Here is a 20,466-nt window from a genome sequence, read left to right as displayed (position 1 = left end):
GCGAGCCTCATGTCTAAACGCACCGATCTCAAAAGCATTCTCATCATTGGCGCTGGCCCGATCATCATCGGCCAGGCCTGCGAATTCGACTACTCCGGCGTGCAAGCCTGCAAGGCGCTGCGCGAGGAGGGCTACAAGGTCATCCTGATCAACAGCAACCCTGCGACGATCATGACCGACCCGGCCACAGCCGATGTCACCTATATCGAGCCCATCACCTGGCAGACGGTCGAGAAGATCATCGCCAAGGAGCGCCCCGACGCCATCCTGCCGACCATGGGTGGCCAGACCGCGCTGAACTGCGCGCTGGACCTGTGGAAGAACGGCGTGCTCGACAAGTACAAGGTCGAGCTGATCGGCGCCAAGCCCGAGGCCATCGACAAGGCCGAAGACCGTCTCAAGTTCAAGGACGCGATGACCAAGATCGGGCTGGGTTCGGCCCGCTCGGGCATTGCGCACAGCATGGAAGAGGCCTGGGACGTGCAGCGCCAGGTGGGCTTCCCCACCGTGATCCGCCCCAGCTTCACCTTGGGCGGCACCGGCGGCGGCATTGCCTACAACCCCGAAGAGTTCGAAGTCATCTGCAAGCGCGGTCTGGAGGCGTCGCCCACCAACGAGCTGCTGATCGAAGAGTCGCTGTTGGGTTGGAAAGAGTACGAGATGGAAGTGGTGCGCGACACCGCCGACAACTGCATCATCGTCTGCTCAATCGAGAACTTGGACCCGATGGGCGTGCACACCGGTGACTCGATCACCGTGGCCCCTGCCCAGACCCTGACCGACAAGGAATACCAGATCCTGCGCAATGCCTCGCTGGCCGTGCTGCGCGAGATCGGTGTGGACACCGGTGGCTCCAATGTGCAGTTCTCGATCAACCCCAAGGACGGCCGCATGGTCGTCATCGAGATGAACCCCCGTGTCTCGCGTTCGTCGGCACTGGCCTCCAAGGCTACGGGTTTCCCGATTGCCAAGATCGCGGCCAAGCTGGCCGTGGGCTTCACCTTGGATGAGCTCAAGAACGACATCACCGGCGGCAAGACCCCCGCGTCGTTCGAGCCGACCATCGACTACGTGGTCACCAAGATCCCGCGTTTTGCCTTCGAGAAATTCCCGACGGCCGACAACCGCCTGACCACGCAGATGAAGTCCGTGGGTGAAGTGATGGCCATGGGCCGCACCTTCCAGGAGTCCTTCCAGAAAGCGCTGCGCGGCCTGGAAGTGGGCGTGGACGGCATGAACGAAAAGACCCAGGACCGCGAGATCCTGGAAAAGGAGCTGGGCGAGCCCGGTCCCGACCGTATCTGGTATGTGGGCGATGCCTTTGCCGCCGGCTGGTCGCTCGATGAAGTGCACAACATCACCAAGATCGACAAGTGGTTCCTGGTGCAGATCGAAGAGATCGTCAAGCTCGAGCTGGCACTGGACAAGCACACCGAAGCACAGGGCGACGACAAGGCGCTGGCCGCACTGTCGGCCGATGATCTGCGCAGCCTCAAGCAAAAGGGCTTCTCCGACCGCCGTCTGGCCAAGCTGCTGCACACCAGCGACAAGGCCGTGCGCGAAGCGCGCCATGCGCTGAATGTGCGCCCCGTGTTCAAGCGGGTGGACACCTGCGCGGCCGAGTTCTCGACCAACACGGCCTATATGTACTCGACCTACGACGAAGAGTGCGAAGCCCAGCCCAGCGACAAGAAAAAGATCATGGTGCTCGGTGGCGGCCCCAACCGCATCGGTCAGGGCATCGAGTTCGACTACTGCTGCGTGCACGCGGCGCTCGCGATGCGCGAAGATGGTTATGAAACCATCATGGTCAACTGCAACCCCGAGACCGTCTCGACCGACTACGACACCTCGGACCGCCTCTACTTCGAGCCCGTGACCCTGGAAGACGTGCTGGAGATCGTGGCCGTTGAAAAGCCCGTGGGCGTGATCGTGCAGTACGGCGGCCAGACGCCGCTGAAGCTGGCCCTGGCGCTGGAAGAGGCCGGTGTGCCCATCGTCGGCACCACGCCGGACATGATCGACGCGGCCGAAGACCGCGAGCGTTTCCAGCAGATGCTGCAGACGCTGAACCTGCGCCAACCGCCCAACGCCACCGCGCGTACCGAGGCGCAGGCGATGGAACACGCCCGCGAACTGGGCTACCCGCTGGTGGTGCGTCCCAGCTATGTGCTGGGCGGCCGCGCGATGGAGATCGTGCACGAAGAGCGTGACCTGGAGCGCTACATGCGTGAAGCGGTCAAGGTCTCCAACGACTCGCCCGTGCTGCTGGACCACTTCCTGTCCAACGCCATCGAGTGCGATGTGGACTGCGTGCGTGACCGCACCGGCAAGGTGTTCATCGGCGGCGTGATGGAGCACATCGAGCAAGCGGGCGTGCATTCCGGTGACTCGGCCTGCTCGCTGCCGCCTTACTACCTGAGCAAGGCGACGGTCGATGAGATCAAGCGCCAGACCGCGGCCATGGCCGAAGGCCTGAACGTGGTGGGCCTGATGAATGTGCAGTTCGCGATCCAGGAGCGCGACGGCAAGGACATCATCTATGTGCTGGAAGTGAATCCTCGCGCTTCGCGTACCGTGCCTTTTGTCTCCAAGGCCACCGGCATCCAGCTGGCCAAGGTGGCCGCACGCTGCATGGTAGGCGACACGCTCGAAGAGCAGGGCATCATCCAGGAAGTGACGCCACCGTACTTCAGCGTCAAGGAAGCCGTGTTCCCGTTTGTCAAGTTCCCCGGTGTGGACACCATCCTCGGCCCCGAGATGAAGTCCACCGGTGAGGTGATGGGCGTGGGCAAGACCTTTGGCGAAGCCTATGTCAAGAGCCAGCTGGGTGCAGGCACCAAGCTGCCCCGCTCGGGCAAGGTGTTCCTGACCGTGAAGAATGCCGACAAGCCACGCGCCGTGCAGATTGCCAAGGAGCTGGCGAGCATGGGCTTCCAGCTCTGCGCCACCCGTGGCACTGCGGCTGCGATTGCCGATGCCGGTATCGAGGTGCAAACGGTCAACAAGGTGACCGAGGGCCGCCCCCACATCGTGGACATGATCAAGAACAATGAAATTGCGATGGTCATCAACACTGTGGAAGAGCGCCGCAACGCCATTGCCGACTCGCGTGCGATCCGTACCAGCGCTTTGCTCGCCCGCGTGACCACCTTCACGACCATCTTTGGTGCCGAGGCCGCTGTCGAAGGCCTGCGCAACATGGATGACCTGGAGGTGTACTCGGTGCAGGAGCTGCACGCCAGCTTGCAGCACTGATCGCATCGCCGTTGGCCGATTTTTGTTGCAAGGCTCAAAAATCGGCATAATAGAGACTGCCTCGCAACCGCCGCGCTCCCCAGCGCGGCGGTTTGCTTTTGAACCCCCGCCGCATAGCAGGCGGATGATGTCTATCAGATGCCAGCCACAGCGCTGGCATCGCGACTGTTTGTGGAGACCGAGATGGCCACTATCCCCATTACCAAGCGCGGTGCAGAAAAGCTCAAAGAAGAGCTGCAACGCCTCAAGACCGTGGATCGTCCCGGCGTCATCGCGGCCATTGCGGAAGCTCGCTCGCATGGCGATCTGAGCGAAAACGCCGAATACGATGCGGCCAAAGACCGCCAAGGCTTTATCGAAGGCCGTATCCAGGAAGTGGAGGCCAAGCTGTCGGCCGCCCAGATCATCGACCCCTCGCAGCTCGATGCGGGCGGCAAGGTGGTGTTTGGCGCGACCGTGGACCTGGCCGATGAGGACAGCGGCGATCCGGTGACCTACCAGATCGTCGGCGAGGACGAGGCCGACCTCAAGCAAGGCCTGATCAATGTGTCCAGCCCCATTGCCCGCGCGCTGATCGGCAAGGAAGAGGGCGACACCGCCGTCGTGCAGGCCCCCGGTGGCGAGCGCCGCTACGAAGTCGTGGCCGTGCGCTACCTCTAAAGCCATCGGCCACTGCGCACCGAGCCCGCGATGAAGCACCGCCTGCCCGTTTTCGCAGCCGCCCTGTGGTGGGGCAGCCTGTCGGCCATTGGCTTCATGGCCGTGCCCATGCTGTTTGCCAACCTGCCACAGGCATCGATGGCGGGCTTTATGGCTGCCAAGCTGTTTGCAGCGCAGACCTGGGTGTCGCTGGCCTGCGGCCTGGTGCTGCTGGTGCTGGCCAAGGACAAGGCCAGCAACACCATCGAGCCCTGGGCGCGTGCGGCACTGGGCTTTGTGCTGGCCGGCATGCTGATGGCGCTGGTCGTGCAGTACGGCATCTCGCCCAAGATCGTGCAGCGCGAGAACCTCAAGTTCTGGCACGGCCTGGGCACCTTGCTGTATGCGCTGCAGTGGCTGTGCGCGGCCCTCGTGCTGTGGCGGGCATCCGCACCCGCATCGCGGCCTTGATCTGGCCCAAGGCAATCGCCCGCCGCCGCGCTACACTGGGCGGGCCATGCAATCTCCCATCGTTTCCATCGACGCCAATGACTGGCGCAACACACCGGGCCGTCCGGAATGGACGGCCGCCGTTGAATCGGGCAAGGTGCTGTATTTCCCCCAACTCGCGTTTGCGCTCTCCGAGCAGGAAAAGACGCTGCTGCGCCCCGATGTGCGCGACCCCAAGTCGCGCAACATCAGCCTGAATGTGGATGGCAGCATCAAGGGCGTGGCCGGTGATGCCGCAACGCAGGCCGCGGTGGCGGCCATGGTCACGCGTTTTCGCGCGCAGGCCACCGCGCTGATTGCCGGTCTGTTCCCCGACTACATGCCGCTGGTGCGCATGGCGCCAACGAGCTACCGGCCCTCGCAGGTCGAGACCCGTGCCCAGTCCTGGCGTGCCGACGACAAGCGCATGCATGTCGACGCCTTTCCCTCGCGGCCCAACTACGGCGAGCGCATCCTGCGCGTGTTCAGCAATGTCAATCCTGATGGCCAGCCCCGGGTCTGGCGCGTGGGTGAGCCTTTCGAGGATGTGGCGCGCAAGTTTTTGCCACGCGCCAAGCCTTATGTGCCTTGGCAGGCCAAGGTCTTGGCGATGCTGCATGTGACCAAGTCGCTTCGCAGCGAGTATGACCACCTGATGCTGCAGCTGCACGATGGCATGAAGGGCGACATGGACTACCAGCGCAATGCGCCGCAGGAGACCGTGCCTTTTGCCGCCGGCTCCAGCTGGGTCTGCTTTTCGGACCAGGCGGTGCATGCGGTGATGTCGGGCCAGTACATGCTGGAGCAGACCTTCTTCCTGCCCCCGGGCAAGGAATACAACCCCGATGCAAGCCCGCTGGCGATCTTGACGCGCATGCAAGGCCATGCGCTGGTGGCGGCTGACCAGCGCTAAATCTGCTGCCCCAAAGCCCGCTGCGGGCCACAAAAAAGGCGTTGATCGCAGGGATCAACGCCTTTGGCTTTTGATGCGCAGGCTCGCCTAGCCCCAGGCCTTTTCAATCCAGCGGGCCGGCTGGATATGGTGGAAGCGCTTGTTGCGCAGGCCTTGCAGCGCGTCGGGCGGGTTGACCTCGCCGTGAAAGATGACGATGCGCGCATCAGCGGGCGGCACCGGCTCCTTCCAGTAGTTGCTCGGCCAGGTGGGGATGCAGTAGTACTTGAAGCTCGGGCACCAGGCAGCCGGCCAGTAATCGAGCTTGCCCTGCTGGTGCAGAAAGTGTGACAGGTACTCCTGCTCGTTGCGGTACTGGGCGCGCAGCTGCTCGGTGTTGGCACGGAAGTTGGCCAGCACATCGGCGTGGGCGCCCAAGGTAAAGCGGTAGACCGAGGAGTTGCCGACAATGCGCTCACCAAAGCGCCAAAAACGCGGGTAGTCATGGATGATGCGAAATTCACCCGGCAGGGTGAAGAACTCATCGATGCTGCCGACGATCACCACATCCAGGTCCAGGAACAGCGCCTGGCCTTGCAGACCATACAGGTCCTGCTCGAAGGTGGTGAGCTTTTTCCAGGCGCCATCCCGCTGGCCGGGGGCCAGATGGATGTTCAGGTCTGGAATCGGGTGGCATTCCACTTCGCTGCGAATCCCTTGCGTGTCATCGGTCAGGCAGACAAAGCGAAAATCGCCACTCAGATGGCGGCGAACCATGGCGTACAGCCGATTGACATAGTCGGGGCCATATTTGGTACCCCATTTCATGCAAAGGATGTGGCGATCGGTCACACTAGCTGCCCTGCTGCTTTTTGATCGACTTTTGCTTGGGCTTGGCGCGCTTGACCTGGCCGCCGGCCGTCAGGCGCTGGTTACCCAGGATGCGGATCTGCTTGACTTCGGGCTTTTGCCAGACGTTCTTGCTGAACTTGAGCACCTTGACTTCGCGCGGGCCGGCCTTGCGGTCTTCGTCGAGTTGCTTTTCCTTCTCGGGCATCGGGCGCCACAGGACCAGCAGCTTGCCGATGTGCTGGATAGGCGCTGCATTGAGCGAGTCGGTCAGCTTCAGGAAGATGGCCTCGCGGTTGGCGCGGTCATCGGAGAAAACACGGATTTTGATCAGGCCATGGGCATTCAGGGCCAGGTCGACCTCTTTTTCGACGGCTTCGGTCAAGCCGTCACCGCCAATCAGAACCACGGGGTCGAGGTGGTGGGCTTCGGCGCGGTGCTCGCGACGTTGGGCGGGAGTGAGTTGTATTTGGGGCATAGCCCGTATTATCGGGGCTCCGGGGAGAAAACATGAAAGTAAGTACTAAAACCAAGAAGGTCAACAAGACTTGGCTCAATCAGCACATCAACGACCCCTATGTGCGGGCCGCGCAAAAAGACGGCTACCGCGCCCGCGCGGTCTACAAGCTCAAGGAAATCGATGAGCATTTCAAGCTGATCCGGCCGGGCGATGTGGTGGTCGATCTGGGCTCCACGCCTGGCGCCTGGAGCCAGTATGTGCGCCGCCGCCTCTCGCCCGATGGCGCGGCGGTGGGCGAGCTCAACGGCGCAATCATCGGCCTGGACATGCTGCCGATGGAGCCCATCGAGGGCGTGGACTTCATCCTGGGCGATTTTCGCGAGCAGGAGGTGCTGGACCAGCTGGAGCAGACGCTGGCCAAGCGCCGCGTTGATGTGGTGATCTCGGACATGGCGCCCAACCTCTCAGGGGTGGAGAACGTGGATGCTGCCCGTATCGCGCATCTGATCGAGCTGGCGGTGGACTTCACCTGCCAGCACATGAAGCCCGAGGGCACCTTGGTGGTCAAGCTGTTCCATGGCAGTGGTTACTCGCAGCTGGTGGACTTGTTCAAGCAGACCTTCCAGGTGGTCAAGCCCTACAAACCCAAGGCTTCGCGCGATAAATCGTCCGAGACCTATTTGGTTGGTATTCGCCTCAAACCCGAAGCGCAGCGTTGAGCACCCCTTGCCAATGCCTGCTTTGCCTGGCGCATGCTCCAAGCTTGCTGAAACACTGAGACAATGGCCTTTACTGAGCAATCCTGCGTGCCACCAAGGGGAAAGCGCAAGCATTGGCCCTTGAAAGTCCTAAAATAGTGCATATCTGACATAACAGATTCTGTGTCTTTCCCGATTTCCTACTACTGGAGCCCCCTTGAACAATCAGTGGTTTTCTAAGATCGCCGTATGGCTTGTCATTGCCATGGTGCTGTTCACCGTGTTCAAGCAATTGGACAACCGTGCAGGCGCCAGCGCGAACAAGATCCCGTATTCCGAGTTTTTGCAAGACGTCCGCAATGGCCGCATCAAGACTGCGACCTTACAGGAAAGCCCTGCCGGCACGGTGATCACGGCGACCACAGGTGACGATCGCAAGCTCCAGACCACCGCGACCTACATGGACCGTGGCCTGATTGGCGACCTGATCAACAACAACGTCAAGTTTGACGTGAAGGAGCGCGAAGAAGGCTCGCTGCTGATGAGCCTGCTGATCAGCTGGGGCCCGATGCTGCTGCTGATCGGCGTCTGGGTCTACTTCATGCGCCAGATGCAAGGCGGCGGCAAGGGCGGTGCGTTCAGCTTTGGCAAGTCCAAGGCGCGCATGCTCGACGAAAACAACAACAGCGTCACTTTTGCCGATGTGGCCGGTTGCGACGAGGCCAAGGAAGAAGTCAAGGAAGTTGTCGACTTCCTCAAAGACCCCAACAAGTTCCAAAAGCTCGGCGGCCGCATTCCCCGTGGTCTGCTGCTGGTCGGCCCTCCCGGTACCGGTAAGACCTTGCTGGCCAAGTCCATTGCTGGCGAAGCCAAGGTGCCGTTCTTCTCGATCTCGGGCTCCGACTTCGTCGAAATGTTTGTCGGCGTGGGCGCGGCCCGCGTGCGCGACATGTTCGAGAACGCCAAGAAGAATGCGCCTTGCATCATCTTCATCGACGAAATCGATGCCGTCGGCCGCCAGCGTGGCGCCGGCATGGGCGGTGGCAATGACGAGCGCGAGCAGACCCTGAACCAGATGCTGGTCGAGATGGATGGTTTCGAGACCAATATGGGCGTGATCGTGGTGGCTGCCACCAACCGCCCCGACATTCTCGATGCCGCCTTGCTGCGCCCTGGCCGTTTTGACCGCCAGGTCTACGTGACCCTGCCCGATGTGCGTGGCCGCGAGCAGATCCTGAATGTGCACATGCGCAAGATCCCGGTGGGCCAGGATGTGAACCCCAACATCATCGCCCGTGGCACGCCCGGCATGTCCGGTGCCGATCTGGCCAACCTCTGCAACGAAGCTGCGTTGATGGCCGCGCGCCGCAATGCGCGCACCGTGGAGATGCAGGACTTCGAAAAGGCCAAGGACAAGATCTTCATGGGCCCCGAGCGCAAGTCTGCGGTGATGGACCCCGAAGAGCTGAAGAACACCGCCTACCATGAAGCCGGCCACGCGCTGATCGGCAAGCTGCTGCCCAAGTGCGACCCGGTGCACAAGGTCACCATCGTGCCGCGCGGCCGCGCGCTGGGTGTGACCTTCACGCTGCCCGAGAAGGACCGCTACGGTTACGACAAGGAATGGGCATTGAGCCGTATCGCCATGCTGTTTGGCGGCCGGATTGCCGAAGAAGTGTTCATGAACCAGATGACGACTGGCGCATCGGACGACTTCAACAAGGCGACCCAGCTGGCGCGCGACATGGTGACCCGCTACGGCATGACCGATGCGCTGGGCCCGATGGTCTATGCCGAGCAGGAAGGCGAGCCTTTCCTGGGCCGCTCGATGAGCAAGCCCAGCAACATCAGCGAAGAGACCATGCAGAAGGTGGACGCCGAGGTTCGCCGCATCATCGATGAGCAGTATGGTCTGGCACGCCGCCTGATCGAAGAGCACAGCGACAAGATGCATGCGATGGCCAAGGCCATGCTGGAGTGGGAAACCATCGATTCCGAGCAGCTGGACGACATCATGGCGGGCAAGGCACCGCGCCCGCCCAAGGACTGGACGCCACGCAACCCACCGTCGAGCAGCAATGACGGCGGCGCAGGCGGCAGCCCCACCGTGGTGACGGAGCCGGCACACAATCCGGTCTGATCACGATAGACCCTGGCGAAAAGCGCTCTGCCCGAGCGCTTTTCTTATTTTTAAAGGACACCTCTGATGCGCCACTGGCAAACCACCCGCTTTCGTATTGACCTGACCGCGCCGCAAGTGATGGGCATCGTCAACGTCACGCCGGACTCGTTCTCGGACGGAGGCAGCCACGAAGGCGTCTCGGCCGCGATGATCCATGCGGAAAAGCTGCTGGCCGATGGCGCGCATATCCTGGACATTGGCGGTGAGTCCACCCGCCCGGGCAGCCCTGCGGTGCCGCTGGACGAAGAGCTGCGCCGGGTGCTGCCGGTGGTCAAGGCGGCCGAGGCCTTGCAGGTGCCGATCTCGGTCGATACCTACAAGCCCGAGGTGATGCAGGCGGTGCTGGATCTGGGCGCGGACATCATCAACGACATCTGGGCGCTGCGCCAGCCCGGCGCGCAGGCCGTGGTGGCGGCCCACCCGCAATGCGGCGTCTGCCTGATGCACATGCATGCCGATCCGCAGACCATGCACCAAGAGCACATGGCCGCCCAGAGCGATGTGGCGGCCGAGGTGCTGGACTTTTTGCAGGCCCATACCCGCAGCCTTGAGGCGCTGGGTGTGCAGGCCGAGCGCATTGTCTGGGATGCGGGCACCGGCTTTGGCAAAAGCCCGGGCCAGAACTTTGCGCTGCTGCAGCAGCAGCCCCGGCTGGCGGCAGCTGGCTACCCGATGCTGGCGGGCTGGTCGCGCAAGGGATCGCTGGGCAAGGTCACAGGGCGGGTGGTGGCCGAGCGCATGCCCGCCAGCATTGCGGCGGCCCTGCTGTCGGTAGAGCATGGCGCTGCCATTGTGCGCGTGCACGATGTGCGCGAGACCTGCGATGCGCTGGCCGTGCTGCAGGCGATGCGCGCCCCGCAATCTTTGGATACGCAGGGCTGACGCGGTTTGCGCCTGGCATCGTTGGTCAGGCGCTACACTGCTATTGCGCCATAAACCACCGATGGCGCCTTTTCACTTTCTCTCAGGCCCCCAACAAGCAAGAACACTATGGCACGACAGTATTTTGGAACCGATGGCATCCGTGGCACGGTAGGCAAGCCACCGATCACCCCTGACTTTGTGCTTCGCCTGGGCCATGCCGTGGGCCGGGTGCTGCGCCGTGAGCAGGAGCGCCCGACGGTGCTGATCGGCAAGGACACGCGCATCTCGGGTTATATGCTCGAAAGCGCACTGGAGTCGGGCCTCAATTCGGCCGGTGTCGATGTGGTGCTGCTGGGCCCCTTGCCGACCCCTGGCGTGGCCTACCTCACACGCGCCCAGCGCGCCAGTCTGGGCGTGGTCATCAGCGCCAGCCACAACCCTTTTGACGACAACGGCATCAAGTTCTTCAGCGCCGAGGGCGCCAAGCTGCCCGACAGCTGGGAAGAGTCGGTGGAAGCGGCGTTGATGGAGGGCTTTGACTGGGTGCCGTCCGCAGCACTGGGCAAGGCCCGCCGCCTCGACGATGCCGCAGGCCGCTATATCGAATTTTGCAAGAGCACCTTTGACCACCGGCTGACCTTGCGCGGACTCAAGATCGTGGTCGATGCGGCCCACGGCGCGGCCTACCATATTGCGCCCAAGGTCTTCCATGAGCTGGGCGCCGAGGTCATCACCATTGGCTGCAATCCCGACGGCCTCAACATCAACCAGGATGTGGGGGCTACCCACCCCGATGCGCTGGTGCGCTCGGTGCGCTCCAACGGCGCCGATCTGGGCGTGGCGCTCGATGGTGATGCCGATCGGCTGCAGCTGGTCGATGCCAAGGGACGGCTCTACAACGGCGATGAGCTGCTCTACCTGATGGCCATGGACCGGCTGCGCCGGGGCAAGAAGCTGCCCGGCGTCGTGGGCACCTTGATGACCAACCTGGCTGTTGAGGCGGCCTTGCAAAAGCAGGGCGTGGAGCTGGTGCGCGCCAAGGTCGGTGACCGCTATGTGCTCGAAGAGCTGCAGCGCCGCAATTGGGTGCTGGGCGGTGAGGGCTCGGGCCACCTGCTGGCGCTGGACAAGCACACCACGGGTGACGGCCTGGTGAGTGCCCTGCAGGTGCTGCAGGCCTGCGTGAGCCGCAACCAGAGCGTGGCCGAGCAGCTCGACGGCGTGGATCTGTGCCCCCAGGTGCTGCTCAATGTGCGCCTGCAGCCCGGGCAGGACTGGCGCAACAACCACCAGCTGTTTGAGTTGGAGCGCAGCATCACCGACGACTTTGCCGGCCAGGGCCGGGTGCTGATCCGGCCCAGCGGCACCGAGCCGCTGCTGCGCGTGATGGTCGAGGCCTTTGATGCGGCCCAGGCCAGCCGCTGCGCCGAGCAGCTGGCCGAAGTGGCCCGCCAATCCTGACGAGCGGCTGCGTGCGCGCAGCCCATTGAGGGTGCTGTGGTAGGCACACAGCGTCATGCAACTGTCATGTTTTGCACATGGCACTGTCATCTGCGCGCAGGACACTGAAGGCGCTCTGTATCAGCCCGTCGAGCAGCCGGGGCCGCACGGCGGTCTGGCACCATGCAAGGGCGGCAGGGCGCCACAGGAGCTCTGCCATGCACAACAAACACAGCTTTTTCAGCGCATCCGAGACCGCCATTGTCACGCCCTCGGCGCCGAAACCGCAGGCCAGCCTGCCTGCAACCGCCGCGGCGGCCAACCCGCTGGACATCGAGGTCTCCTGGGCCTGCCACCTCGACGAGGTGCGCGAAGCCCAGCGTCTGCGCCACCAGATTTTTGCCGGCGAGATGGGCGCGCAGCTGCAAACCAGCCTGGAAGGCCATGATGTCGACGGCTTTGATGACTACTGCGAGCACCTGCTGGTGCGCCAGGGCCAGAGCAAGCAGGTGATCGGCACCTACCGCCTGCTGACCCCCGCGCAGGCCCTGCGCGCCGGCCGCACCTATTCTGACGGAGAGTTTGACCTGAGCGCCATTGATGCATTGCGCCCGCGCATGGTGGAACTCGGCCGCAGCTGCGTGCATCCGGACTACCGCCAGGGCGGGGTGATCATGGCGCTTTGGGGCGCGCTGGCCAGCTTCATGCTGCGTAACAAGCTCGATGTGATGATGGGCTGCGCGAGCATCCCCATGTGGCACAACGGCATTGTCAGTGGCGATGCCGCTGCCAGCATCTGGCGCCAGCTGCTAGCCAAGGGCCAGATCTCCCAGGAATACAGCGTCGTGCCGCACCTGCCGCTGCCGCTGGGGCAACTCAATGACCAGGTCGATGTAGAGCCGCCTGCGCTCATCAAGGGCTATCTGCGGGTCGGCACCGAGGTGATCGGCGCGCCGGCCTGGGATCCGGACTTCAACACCGCTGATCTGCCGATGCTGATGCAGCTCGACCGCCTGCCTGCGCGCTACCGCAAGCACTTTCTGGGTTGATGGCGCAAGCCGCTTGCTAGCGCTGCGCATCCCCTTCTGAAGGATGCCGGACGCAAGTGACGGTTCACCTCTCGGATCCATTCCAAGGCGGCAACGTAGGCATACAGAATGGATGCATATAGGCCTAGTGGAAAGTCCTCATAATCAAAACACTGCTTGTGCTGCAAGCAGTGTTTTTTGCTATCCAAAGGACCTATGGTGAGCTCTCTCTCGCAATCCCCACAACCGCCGATTACCTTGCTGGTGTTCAACCCCATGGCCGAGCCGCTGCTCGACCAGATCCGCGCGCATGCTGACGTGGTGTATGCACCCACCCCCGAGCTGCGCGCCAGCGCGGTGGCCTCGCACGGCGCCCAGGCACAGGCCGTGTTGACCATTGGCTCGATTGGCCTCACGGCCGAGGAAATCGCCCAGATGCCGCAGCTGCGCCTGGCCTGCACCTTGGGTGCCGGCTATGAAGGCTTGGCGCTCGATGCACTGCGCGCACGCGGCATTGTGCTGGCGACCGGGGCGGGCACCAACGACACCAGCGTGGCCGACCACAGCTTTGGCCTGATTCTGGCGTCGATGCGCAACTTCCGCACCCTGGACCAGCAGGCCCGCGCCGGTGTCGACCGCTACAGCCTGGCCCATCCGCCCAGCGTGTCGGGCAAGAAGCTGGGCATTCTGGGCCTGGGCCATATCGGCCTGAAGATTGCCAGGCGTGCTGAAGGCTTTGACATGCCGGTGGGCTACCACAACCGCCAGCCCAAGGCAGGGGTGGGCCACCGCTATTTCGATTCGCTGCATGCGCTGGCCAGCTGGGCCGACATCCTGGTCTGCGCCACGCCGGGCGGACCGGGCACCAAGCACCTGGTCAATGCAGAGATTCTGCAGGCGCTGGGCCCCCAGGGTTACCTGATCAATATCGCGCGGGGCTCGGTGGTCGATACGCTGGCGCTGGCGGCCGCCTTGAAGGACGGCACCATTGCCGGTGCCGGCATTGATGTCTATGAGAGTGAGCCGCATCGCCCCGAGCCGCTGATCGACCTGCCCAACATCCTCATCACGCCCCATGTGGCGGGCTGGTCGCCAGAGGCCACCCAGGCGAGCCTGACGCAGTTCATCGGCAACCTGACGGGTGTGTTCTCGGGCAAGGGCGCCGTCGCGCCCGTGAATCTGGGCGCTTAAGGCTCGGCAGAAAAAACACCCATGCGGTCACCGGCCTGGGTGTGCCGCGCCTTATTTGGCGGTGATGCCCAGCGCCTGCTTGAACTGGAAGGGGTAGGGCGTCTTCTGCCAGGCCAGCACCTCCTCGCCCAGCAGGTAGGCCGATTGCGGAAACTGCTCGGCCCAGCCGGGGGCTACCTTGAGCGACCACTTTTCGGTCTTGTCGCGCAGGCAGATCTGGTCGAGCGCCGGGTCGCGGCGCGCATGGCACAGCAGGGTCGCGAGGCGCAGGCACAGCAGCTCCAGCGCAAAATCGCGGTCCTGCAAGAAGGCATCGACCTTGCGCAGCTTGCCTCTCTGCGCCAGCACCAGGGCTGCCAGGTGGGACAGCTCGGTTTGCGTAAAGCCGGGCACATCGCTGTGGCCCAGCACATAGGCGCCGTGGTGGTGGTGGTCGGTGTGGGAGATGAGGCAGCCGATCTCATGGAGCTGGCTGGCCCAGTCGAGCATCGGCGACTGCAGCTCGGCCGGCGCGGTCGAACCCGCATAGCGGCGTGCCTGCTCGTACAAGGTGGCGGCAGTGCGCTGCACGCGGCCCGCTTGGGTGCGATCGACCTGGTAGCGCTCCTTGAGCGCGGCGATAGTGCGGTGGCGGATATCGCTGAACTCCTCGTGCTGCACCATGTCGCGCAGCAGGCCCTGGCGCAGCGCGCCGCTGGCAATGCGCAGCTCCCCGATCTGCAGCAGATCAAACACCGCGCAAAGCACGGTCACGCCGCCGCCAATCACCGCCCGGCGCTCTTCCTTGAGGCCTTCGAGCCGCAGCTCGCTGGCATTGCCGGCGGCCAGCAATTGGTCGCAGAGCCAGTGCAGTTGCTCGCGCGTGACCACGTCGGGCTGGCCGCCGTGCAGCGCCAGCACATCGGCAATCGCGTTGGCCGTGCCCGAGGTGCCATAGGCGCAGTCCCAGCTGCCGGGCACAAAATGGTGGGCTGCTTCTTCCATCACCGCCTGGGCGGCGATCTGCGCGGTTTTCAGCGCCGATTTGCTGAACTCACCCTGGGGGAAATAGCGCAGCGACCAGGCCACGCTGCCCACGGGGAAGGAGGCCACGCGCTGCGAGCTGTAGCGCTGGCCCAGGATCAGCTCGGTGGAGCGGCCGCCGATATCGACCACCAGGCGGCGCTCGTCCGATGGGGGCAGCGAGTGGGCCGCGCCCTGGTAGATCAGGCGCGCTTCTTCCGGCCCGGAGATGATGCTGATCGGGTAACCCAGAATCTGGTTGGCGCGCTGGATGAAGACATCGCTGTTGCGCGCTTCGCGCAAGGTCTGGGTGGCTACGGCGCGCACATGGGCGGCAGGAAAGCCCTGCAGGCGCTCGGCAAAGCGCGCCAGGCAATCCCAGCCGCGCTGCATGGCCTCGGCCGTCAGCAGGCCTTGCTCATCGAGACCGGCGCCCTGGCGGACCATCTCCTTGAAATATTGCACGCGTTCAATATGGCCCGCGGCATAGCGGCCAACTTCCAGGCGGAAACTATTGGATCCCAGATCCACCGCGGCAAGCAAGGTGCCATCAAGCATAAGTGTCGTCATCTATCGGTTCTGCAGTCTAGGCAGGCAGCATAGCACCTGAGCACCCTGTGCAAAGCTCCCTGCCGTGGGCTGTGCGCGGTCTTAGACTGTCCGCGTTCTTCCGCTTGGCGAGGGCTTTGCACAGGATCCCTCGTCTCCTGTGTACGTCCGCTATACAGCGGCATGCTGACAAAACTTAAAAGTAAGTCTTTCCCGTGAATCTAATATGACAATCTTATGCGCTGTTGTTGTGTGACATCGATCCCCTTCAGAGGCAAATGGGGTGAAAAATGTCATGCCAGTGTCATATACATTTTTTACAGTTCACTCCATTGCGTTTCATCACCAACAGGAGTTTTCATGAAAGTGTCCGCGATTCGAGTGCTGGTTGCTGGTCTGGTTGCCGCCGGTGCGTTTGCCCAGGTGCAGGCCGAAGAGGCTACGGGTGCCGGTGCAAGCTTCCCAGCTCCACTGTATTCCAAGTGGGCTGCCGACTACAACAAGGCCACTGGCGTCAAGATCAACTACCAATCGGTGGGTTCGAGCGCCGGCATCAAGCAAATCGATGCCAAGACCGTGGACTTCGGTGCCTCCGACATGCCTTTGAAGGATGAAGAGCTGGCACAAAAGGGTCTGGTGCAGTTCCCCACCGTGATCGGTGGCATTGTGCCCGTGGTCAACATCAAGGGCATCACCCCCGGTCAACTCAAGCTCAACGGCCAAGTGCTGGGCGACATTTACCTGGGCAAGATCACCAAGTGGAATGACCCAGCGATCACCAAGCTGAACCCCGGCGTGTCGCTGCCAGATGCCACCATCGCTCCGGTGCGCCGCGCTGACGGCTCGGGCACGACCTTCGGCTTCACCAACTACCTCTCCAAGGTCAATACCGAGTGGAAGGAAAAAGTGGGTGAGGGCGCTGCCGTGAACTGGCCTACCGGTGCCGGTGGCAAGGGCAACGAAGGCGTGGCCGCCTATGTGGGCCGCCTGCCCAACTCCATCGGCTACGTGGAATACGCCTACGTCAAGCAAAACAAGATGGTCTTCGCCCAGCTGCAAAACGCCGATGGCAACTTTGTCAGCCCGGAAAGCGCCAACTTCAAGGCCGCTGCTGCCGGTGCCGACTGGAACAAGAGCTTCTACCAGATCCTGAACAACCAGCCTGGCAAGGATGCATGGCCTATCACCTCGGCCACCTTCATCCTGATGCGCAAGCTGCAGGAAAAGCCAGCCCAGGGCACCACCTCGCTGAAGTTCTTCGAGTGGGCTTACACCTCTGGTGATGGCACTGCTGACGGCCTGGACTATGTGCCCATGCCAGCCAGCGTCAAGGACATCATCTACAAGTCCTGGGGCGAGATCAAGGACGGCAGCGGCAAGGCTGTGTTCGCCAAGTAAGTCGAAAATGATGGGTCGCTCGGGTAGCGGCCCTTTTCCACACTGAATGGAATCAAACGTGTCGACATCCTTTCCTGTTCAAAACAAAACGGTTGCCGCCGGCAAAGCGCAGATGCAATCCAGCCAACCGCCAACGCGCAAGCCTTGGCTCTCCAACTCCGTCGCTGACGGCTTTTTTGCGTTCCTCGCCCGTGGCGCTGCGGTGCTGACGCTGGCCCTGCTGTTGGCCATCATGGGCTCGCTGATCGTCGGCGCCTGGCCTGCCATCCGTGAATACGGCATCGGATTTTTCTTCAACAGCGAATGGGATCCCGTCCAGAACCGCTACGGCGGTCTGGTGATGATCTATGGCACCTTGGCCACCTCGTTCATCGCGATGCTGATCGCCGTGCCCGTGAGCTTTGGCATTGCGCTGTTCCTCACCGAACTCTCCCCCGTCTGGCTCAAGCGTCCGCTGGGTACCGCCGTGGAACTGCTCGCTGCCGTGCCTTCCATCGTCTACGGTATGTGGGGCTTGATGGTGTTTGGCCCCTTGCTGGCCACCTATGTGCAGCAGCCGCTGCAGAACCTGTTCCAAGGCGTTCCTTATATGGAAGCCTTCTTCTCCGGCCCACCCGTGGGTATCGGTATTTTCTCGGCCGGCGTGATCCTGGCCATCATGGTCATCCCCTTCATCGCATCGGTGATGCGCGATGTGTTCGAAGTCACCCCCGCTCTTCTCAAGGAATCGGCGTACGGCCTGGGCTCGACCACCTGGGAAGTGATGTGGAAAGTCGTGCTGCCCTACACCAAGACCGGCGTGTTCGGTGGCGTGATGCTGGGTCTGGGCCGTGCACTGGGCGAGACCATGGCCGTCACCTTCGTGATCGGTAATATGAACCAGCTCAACTCGCTGTCCATCTTTGAAGCGGCCAACAGCATTACCTCGGCGCTGGCCAATGAGTTCGCCGAAGCCGGTGAAGGCCTGCACCAGGCATCGCTGATCTACCTGGGCCTGGCCTTGTTTTTCATCACGTTCATCGTCCTGGCCTGCTCCAAATTTATGCTGAGCCGCCTGCAAAAGAATGAAGGAGCCCGTTCATGACCACCGGAGAAAGCTTGATCCAGGCATCCGATCTGGCCAGCCAGCGCGCTGCCAAGTACCGAGCACGCAACCGCGTCAACCAGGTCGCGATTGCCCTGTCCCTCGCAGCCATGGCCTTTGGCGTGTTCTGGCTGATCTGGATTCTGTGGGAAACCCTGCGCCTGGGCGTGGGCGGTCTGAGTGTGGCCCTGGTCACCCAGATGACCCCGGCTCCCAATGAAATTGGCGGTATCGCCAACGCCATCTGGGGCTCGCTGGTGATGGTGACCCTGGCCACCTTCGTGGGCACGCCCATCGGTGTGATGGCCGGTGTCTACCTGGCCGAGTACAACAAGACCGGCTGGCTCGCATCGGTGACCCGCTTTGTCAACGACATTCTGCTGTCGGCTCCGTCGATCGTGATCGGTCTGTTCGTCTACTCGATGATCGTGATCCGCTTCAAGAGCTTCTCGGGCTATGCCGGTGTGGTTGCGCTGGCGCTGATCGTGATTCCGGTGGTCATCCGTACCACCGAGAACATGCTGATCCTGGTGCCTTCGAGCCTGCGTGAAGCGGCCTACGCACTGGGCACGCCCAAGTGGAAGGTGATCAGCATGGTGACCTTGCGTGCCGCCCGTGCCGGTGTCATCACCGGTGTGCTGCTGGCCGTGGCCCGTATCGCTGGCGAAACCGCTCCGCTGCTTTTCACCGCACTGAACAACCAGTTCTGGAACACCGACTTGTCCAAGCCGATGGCGAGCCTGCCGGTCACCATCTTCAAGTTTGCGATGAGCCCTTATGAAAACTGGCAGCAACTGGCCTGGGCAGGTGTCTTCCTGATCACGCTGGCCGTGCTGGGTCTGAACATTCTTGCGCGCAGCATGGCGCGCCAAAAATAAGTATTCACAGGTGAACCCTATGTTGACAAAAACCAATGCGGCTAACGCCAGTGCACTGAACTCCAAGATCTCGGTGCGCGACCTGAACTTCTACTACGGCAAGTTCCATGCGCTCAAGAACATCAACCTGGAAATCCCGGAAAACAAGGTCACGGCCTTCATCGGTCCCTCGGGCTGCGGCAAGTCCACCTTGCTGCGCACCTTCAACCGCATGTACGAGCTCTATCCCGAGCAGCGCGCCGAAGGCCATATTGGTCTGGATGGTGAAAACCTGCTGACCAGCAAGCAGGATGTGGCCCTGATCCGCGCCAAGGTCGGCATGGTCTTCCAAAAGCCCACGCCGTTCCCGATGTCCATCTACGACAACATCGCCTTTGGTGTGAAGCTGTTCGAGGACCTGAGCAAGAGCGACATGGAAGAGCGCGTGGAATGGGCGCTGCGCAAGGCTGCGCTGTGGACCGAAGTCAAGGACAAGCTGGGCCAAAGCGGCTCGGGCCTGTCCGGTGGTCAGCAGCAGCGCCTGTGCATTGCCCGCGGTATCGCGATCAAGCCCGAAGTGCTGCTGCTCGACGAGCCTTGCTCTGCGCTGGACCCCATCTCCACGGCCAAGATCGAAGAGCTGATCGCTGAGCTGAAAGACGACTACACCGTGGTGATCGTGACCCACAACATGCAGCAGGCCGCGCGCTGCAGCGATTTCACCGCCTACATGTACCTGGGCAGCCTGATGGAGTTCGGTGCCACTGAGCAGATGTTCTTCAAGCCCCAGCGCAAAGAGACCGAAGACTACATCACCGGTCGTTTCGGCTAAGCCGGCGCGGTCACGCCCTCCACTACAACGAAAAGAGCCTGATATGACGGAAAAACATCTCTCATCACAGTTCGACAGCGAGCTCAACAGCATCTCCTCCCGGGTGATGGAGTTGGGCGGCCTGGTCGAATCCCAGATCCAGCAGGCCATCTACGCGCTGTCGCAGTTCAGCACCGAGGCCGTCGCCAGGGTCGAAGAGCAGGAAAAGCGCGTCAACCAGCTGGAAGTGGACATCGACTACGAACTCTCGACCATCATTGCGCGCCGCCAGCCCACGGCCCGTGATCTGCGCCTGCTGATCGCGTTCTCCAAGGCCACGGCGAACCTGGAGCGCATGGGTGACGAGGCGCACAAGATGGCCCGCATGGTCGGCTCCATCATCGACAGCGGCGCCGCCCGCTCGCTGCCCACGTCGGACCTGCGTGTGGCTGCCGAGCTCGCCTCGGGCCTGCTGCGCAAGACTTTGGACGCCTTTGCCCGCCTGGACACCACGGCGGCCGTGTCGATCCTCAAGGAAGACGACCTGATCGATGCCGAGTTCGACGGTTTTGTGCGCAAGCTCATCACCTACATGATGGAAGATCCGCGCAAGATCTCCCCGAGCCTGGACCTGCTGTTCCTGGCCAAGGCGATCGAGCGCATCGGTGACCACTCGAAAAACGTTGCCGAGCTCATCATTTACCTGGTCAAGGGTATCGATGTGCGCCACACCACCATGCAAGAAATCGAATCGAGTGTTTTGTAGAGTCTGAGT

General features: G+C 62.5%; 18 protein-coding genes. 15 read left to right on the top strand and 3 right to left on the bottom strand.

Features of this window, described 5'->3' with window-relative positions; genetic code table 11:
• Window positions 1–9 precede the first annotated feature (9 nt).
• The 4 genes from carB to DCO45_RS01615 all read left to right on the top strand — a co-directional run bounded on the left by carB (window position 10) and on the right by DCO45_RS01615 (window position 5,299).
• Window positions 10–3,258, top strand: coding sequence for a carbamoyl-phosphate synthase large subunit (carB, locus tag DCO45_RS01630; RefSeq protein WP_116924191.1), 3,249 nt, complete (start codon window positions 10–12; stop codon window positions 3,256–3,258).
• Window positions 3,259–3,441: 183 nt separating this feature from the next.
• Window positions 3,442–3,918 carry a transcription elongation factor GreA gene (gene greA / locus DCO45_RS01625; RefSeq protein ID WP_027010824.1) on the top strand — a complete coding sequence of 159 codons (477 nt, stop codon included), beginning with the start codon at window positions 3,442–3,444 and terminating at the stop codon, window positions 3,916–3,918.
• A gap of 30 nt (window positions 3,919–3,948) precedes the next feature.
• On the top strand, window positions 3,949–4,368 hold the full coding sequence (locus tag DCO45_RS01620) for a DUF4149 domain-containing protein (RefSeq protein WP_116924190.1): 420 nt from the start codon (window positions 3,949–3,951) through the stop codon (window positions 4,366–4,368).
• A gap of 46 nt (window positions 4,369–4,414) precedes the next feature.
• Window positions 4,415–5,299 carry a Kdo hydroxylase family protein gene (locus DCO45_RS01615; protein WP_116924189.1) on the top strand — a complete coding sequence of 295 codons (885 nt, stop codon included), beginning with the start codon at window positions 4,415–4,417 and terminating at the stop codon, window positions 5,297–5,299.
• An 87-nt stretch (window positions 5,300–5,386) separates the two neighbouring features.
• Here DCO45_RS01615 and DCO45_RS01610 read toward each other — a convergent pair whose 3' ends face one another.
• Both DCO45_RS01610 and DCO45_RS01605 read right to left on the bottom strand, forming a co-directional pair.
• Complete coding sequence (locus DCO45_RS01610; protein ID WP_021026577.1) at window positions 5,387–6,106, bottom strand: hypothetical protein; 720 nt, start codon at window positions 6,104–6,106, stop codon at window positions 5,387–5,389.
• A gap of 25 nt (window positions 6,107–6,131) precedes the next feature.
• Window positions 6,132–6,605 (bottom strand): YhbY family RNA-binding protein, encoded by a 474-nt coding sequence (locus tag DCO45_RS01605; protein ID WP_021026578.1) that lies wholly within the window; start codon window positions 6,603–6,605, stop codon window positions 6,132–6,134.
• Between the two features lie 32 nt (window positions 6,606–6,637).
• Between DCO45_RS01605 and DCO45_RS01600 the strand changes: the two genes are divergently transcribed.
• The 6 genes from DCO45_RS01600 to DCO45_RS01575 all read left to right on the top strand — a co-directional run bounded on the left by DCO45_RS01600 (window position 6,638) and on the right by DCO45_RS01575 (window position 13,990).
• Window positions 6,638–7,306, top strand: coding sequence for an RlmE family RNA methyltransferase (locus DCO45_RS01600; RefSeq protein ID WP_116924188.1), 669 nt, complete (start codon window positions 6,638–6,640; stop codon window positions 7,304–7,306).
• Window positions 7,307–7,502: 196 nt separating this feature from the next.
• Window positions 7,503–9,425 carry an ATP-dependent zinc metalloprotease FtsH gene (ftsH, locus tag DCO45_RS01595; protein ID WP_116924187.1) on the top strand — a complete coding sequence of 641 codons (1,923 nt, stop codon included), beginning with the start codon at window positions 7,503–7,505 and terminating at the stop codon, window positions 9,423–9,425.
• 63 nt (window positions 9,426–9,488) lie between these two features.
• On the top strand, window positions 9,489–10,349 hold the full coding sequence (gene folP, locus DCO45_RS01590) for a dihydropteroate synthase (RefSeq protein ID WP_116924186.1): 861 nt from the start codon (window positions 9,489–9,491) through the stop codon (window positions 10,347–10,349).
• 108 nt (window positions 10,350–10,457) lie between these two features.
• Window positions 10,458–11,792: a phosphoglucosamine mutase gene (glmM, locus tag DCO45_RS01585; protein ID WP_116924185.1), complete on the top strand. Its 1,335-nt coding sequence runs from the start codon at window positions 10,458–10,460 to the stop codon at window positions 11,790–11,792.
• A gap of 197 nt (window positions 11,793–11,989) precedes the next feature.
• Entirely contained in the window at window positions 11,990–12,820 is an 831-nt protein-coding gene (locus DCO45_RS01580; RefSeq protein WP_116924184.1) for a GNAT family N-acyltransferase, read from the top strand.
• Between the two features lie 195 nt (window positions 12,821–13,015).
• Complete coding sequence (locus DCO45_RS01575; RefSeq protein WP_116924183.1) at window positions 13,016–13,990, top strand: 2-hydroxyacid dehydrogenase; 975 nt, start codon at window positions 13,016–13,018, stop codon at window positions 13,988–13,990.
• Between the two features lie 51 nt (window positions 13,991–14,041).
• Here DCO45_RS01575 and DCO45_RS01570 read toward each other — a convergent pair whose 3' ends face one another.
• Window positions 14,042–15,562 (bottom strand): Ppx/GppA phosphatase family protein, encoded by a 1,521-nt coding sequence (locus tag DCO45_RS01570; RefSeq protein WP_313900087.1) that lies wholly within the window; start codon window positions 15,560–15,562, stop codon window positions 14,042–14,044.
• A gap of 339 nt (window positions 15,563–15,901) precedes the next feature.
• Between DCO45_RS01570 and pstS the strand changes: the two genes are divergently transcribed.
• The 5 genes from pstS (at window position 15,902) to phoU (ending at window position 20,457) form a co-directional block, all read left to right on the top strand.
• Complete coding sequence (gene pstS, locus DCO45_RS01565; RefSeq protein WP_116924181.1) at window positions 15,902–16,939, top strand: phosphate ABC transporter substrate-binding protein PstS; 1,038 nt, start codon at window positions 15,902–15,904, stop codon at window positions 16,937–16,939.
• A 112-nt stretch (window positions 16,940–17,051) separates the two neighbouring features.
• A complete protein-coding gene (gene pstC / locus DCO45_RS01560; RefSeq protein WP_043339725.1) occupies window positions 17,052–18,023 on the top strand; it encodes a phosphate ABC transporter permease subunit PstC in 972 nt (323 codons plus the stop codon).
• Window positions 18,020–18,901 (top strand): phosphate ABC transporter permease PstA, encoded by an 882-nt coding sequence (gene pstA, locus DCO45_RS01555; protein ID WP_116924180.1) that lies wholly within the window; start codon window positions 18,020–18,022, stop codon window positions 18,899–18,901. The genes pstC and pstA overlap by 4 nt, the downstream gene beginning before the upstream one ends.
• 19 nt (window positions 18,902–18,920) lie before the next feature.
• The gene (gene pstB, locus DCO45_RS01550; RefSeq protein WP_116924179.1) at window positions 18,921–19,712 is read left to right on the top strand and encodes a phosphate ABC transporter ATP-binding protein PstB; all 792 of its coding nucleotides are present in this window, start codon (window positions 18,921–18,923) and stop codon (window positions 19,710–19,712) included.
• 43 nt (window positions 19,713–19,755) lie between these two features.
• A complete protein-coding gene (gene phoU / locus DCO45_RS01545; RefSeq protein WP_116924178.1) occupies window positions 19,756–20,457 on the top strand; it encodes a phosphate signaling complex protein PhoU in 702 nt (233 codons plus the stop codon).
• The last annotated feature ends 9 nt before the right edge of the window (window positions 20,458–20,466 follow it).

Source organism: Comamonas sp. JNW (assembly GCF_003105075.1).
GTDB lineage: Bacteria > Pseudomonadota > Gammaproteobacteria > Burkholderiales > Burkholderiaceae_C > Comamonas > Comamonas squillarum.
Note: the sequence above shows the minus strand (reverse complement) of the source record. Positions and strands in the feature narration are given on the sequence as shown.

What these genes read in the sequence shown, in the direction of transcription:
- DCO45_RS01600 (WP_116924188.1), top strand. Translation starts at nt 6,638, where the DNA reads ATGAAAGTAAGTACTAAAACCAAGAAGGTCAACAAGACTTGGCTCAAT.
- pstA (WP_116924180.1), top strand. Translation starts at nt 18,020, where the DNA reads ATGACCACCGGAGAAAGCTTGATCCAGGCATCCGATCTGGCCAGCCAG.
- greA (WP_027010824.1), top strand. Translation starts at nt 3,442, where the DNA reads ATGGCCACTATCCCCATTACCAAGCGCGGTGCAGAAAAGCTCAAAGAA.
- carB (WP_116924191.1), top strand. Translation starts at nt 10, where the DNA reads ATGTCTAAACGCACCGATCTCAAAAGCATTCTCATCATTGGCGCTGGC.
- DCO45_RS01575 (WP_116924183.1), top strand. Translation starts at nt 13,016, where the DNA reads ATGGTGAGCTCTCTCTCGCAATCCCCACAACCGCCGATTACCTTGCTG.
- DCO45_RS01610 (WP_021026577.1), bottom strand. Translation starts at nt 6,106, where the DNA reads ATGAAATGGGGTACCAAATATGGCCCCGACTATGTCAATCGGCTGTAC.
- pstB (WP_116924179.1), top strand. Translation starts at nt 18,921, where the DNA reads ATGTTGACAAAAACCAATGCGGCTAACGCCAGTGCACTGAACTCCAAG.
- pstS (WP_116924181.1), top strand. Translation starts at nt 15,902, where the DNA reads ATGAAAGTGTCCGCGATTCGAGTGCTGGTTGCTGGTCTGGTTGCCGCC.
- glmM (WP_116924185.1), top strand. Translation starts at nt 10,458, where the DNA reads ATGGCACGACAGTATTTTGGAACCGATGGCATCCGTGGCACGGTAGGC.
- DCO45_RS01615 (WP_116924189.1), top strand. Translation starts at nt 4,415, where the DNA reads ATGCAATCTCCCATCGTTTCCATCGACGCCAATGACTGGCGCAACACA.
- phoU (WP_116924178.1), top strand. Translation starts at nt 19,756, where the DNA reads ATGACGGAAAAACATCTCTCATCACAGTTCGACAGCGAGCTCAACAGC.
- DCO45_RS01620 (WP_116924190.1), top strand. Translation starts at nt 3,949, where the DNA reads ATGAAGCACCGCCTGCCCGTTTTCGCAGCCGCCCTGTGGTGGGGCAGC.
- DCO45_RS01605 (WP_021026578.1), bottom strand. Translation starts at nt 6,605, where the DNA reads ATGCCCCAAATACAACTCACTCCCGCCCAACGTCGCGAGCACCGCGCC.
- DCO45_RS01580 (WP_116924184.1), top strand. Translation starts at nt 11,990, where the DNA reads ATGCACAACAAACACAGCTTTTTCAGCGCATCCGAGACCGCCATTGTC.
- DCO45_RS01570 (WP_313900087.1), bottom strand. Translation starts at nt 15,562, where the DNA reads ATGACGACACTTATGCTTGATGGCACCTTGCTTGCCGCGGTGGATCTG.
- pstC (WP_043339725.1), top strand. Translation starts at nt 17,052, where the DNA reads ATGCAATCCAGCCAACCGCCAACGCGCAAGCCTTGGCTCTCCAACTCC.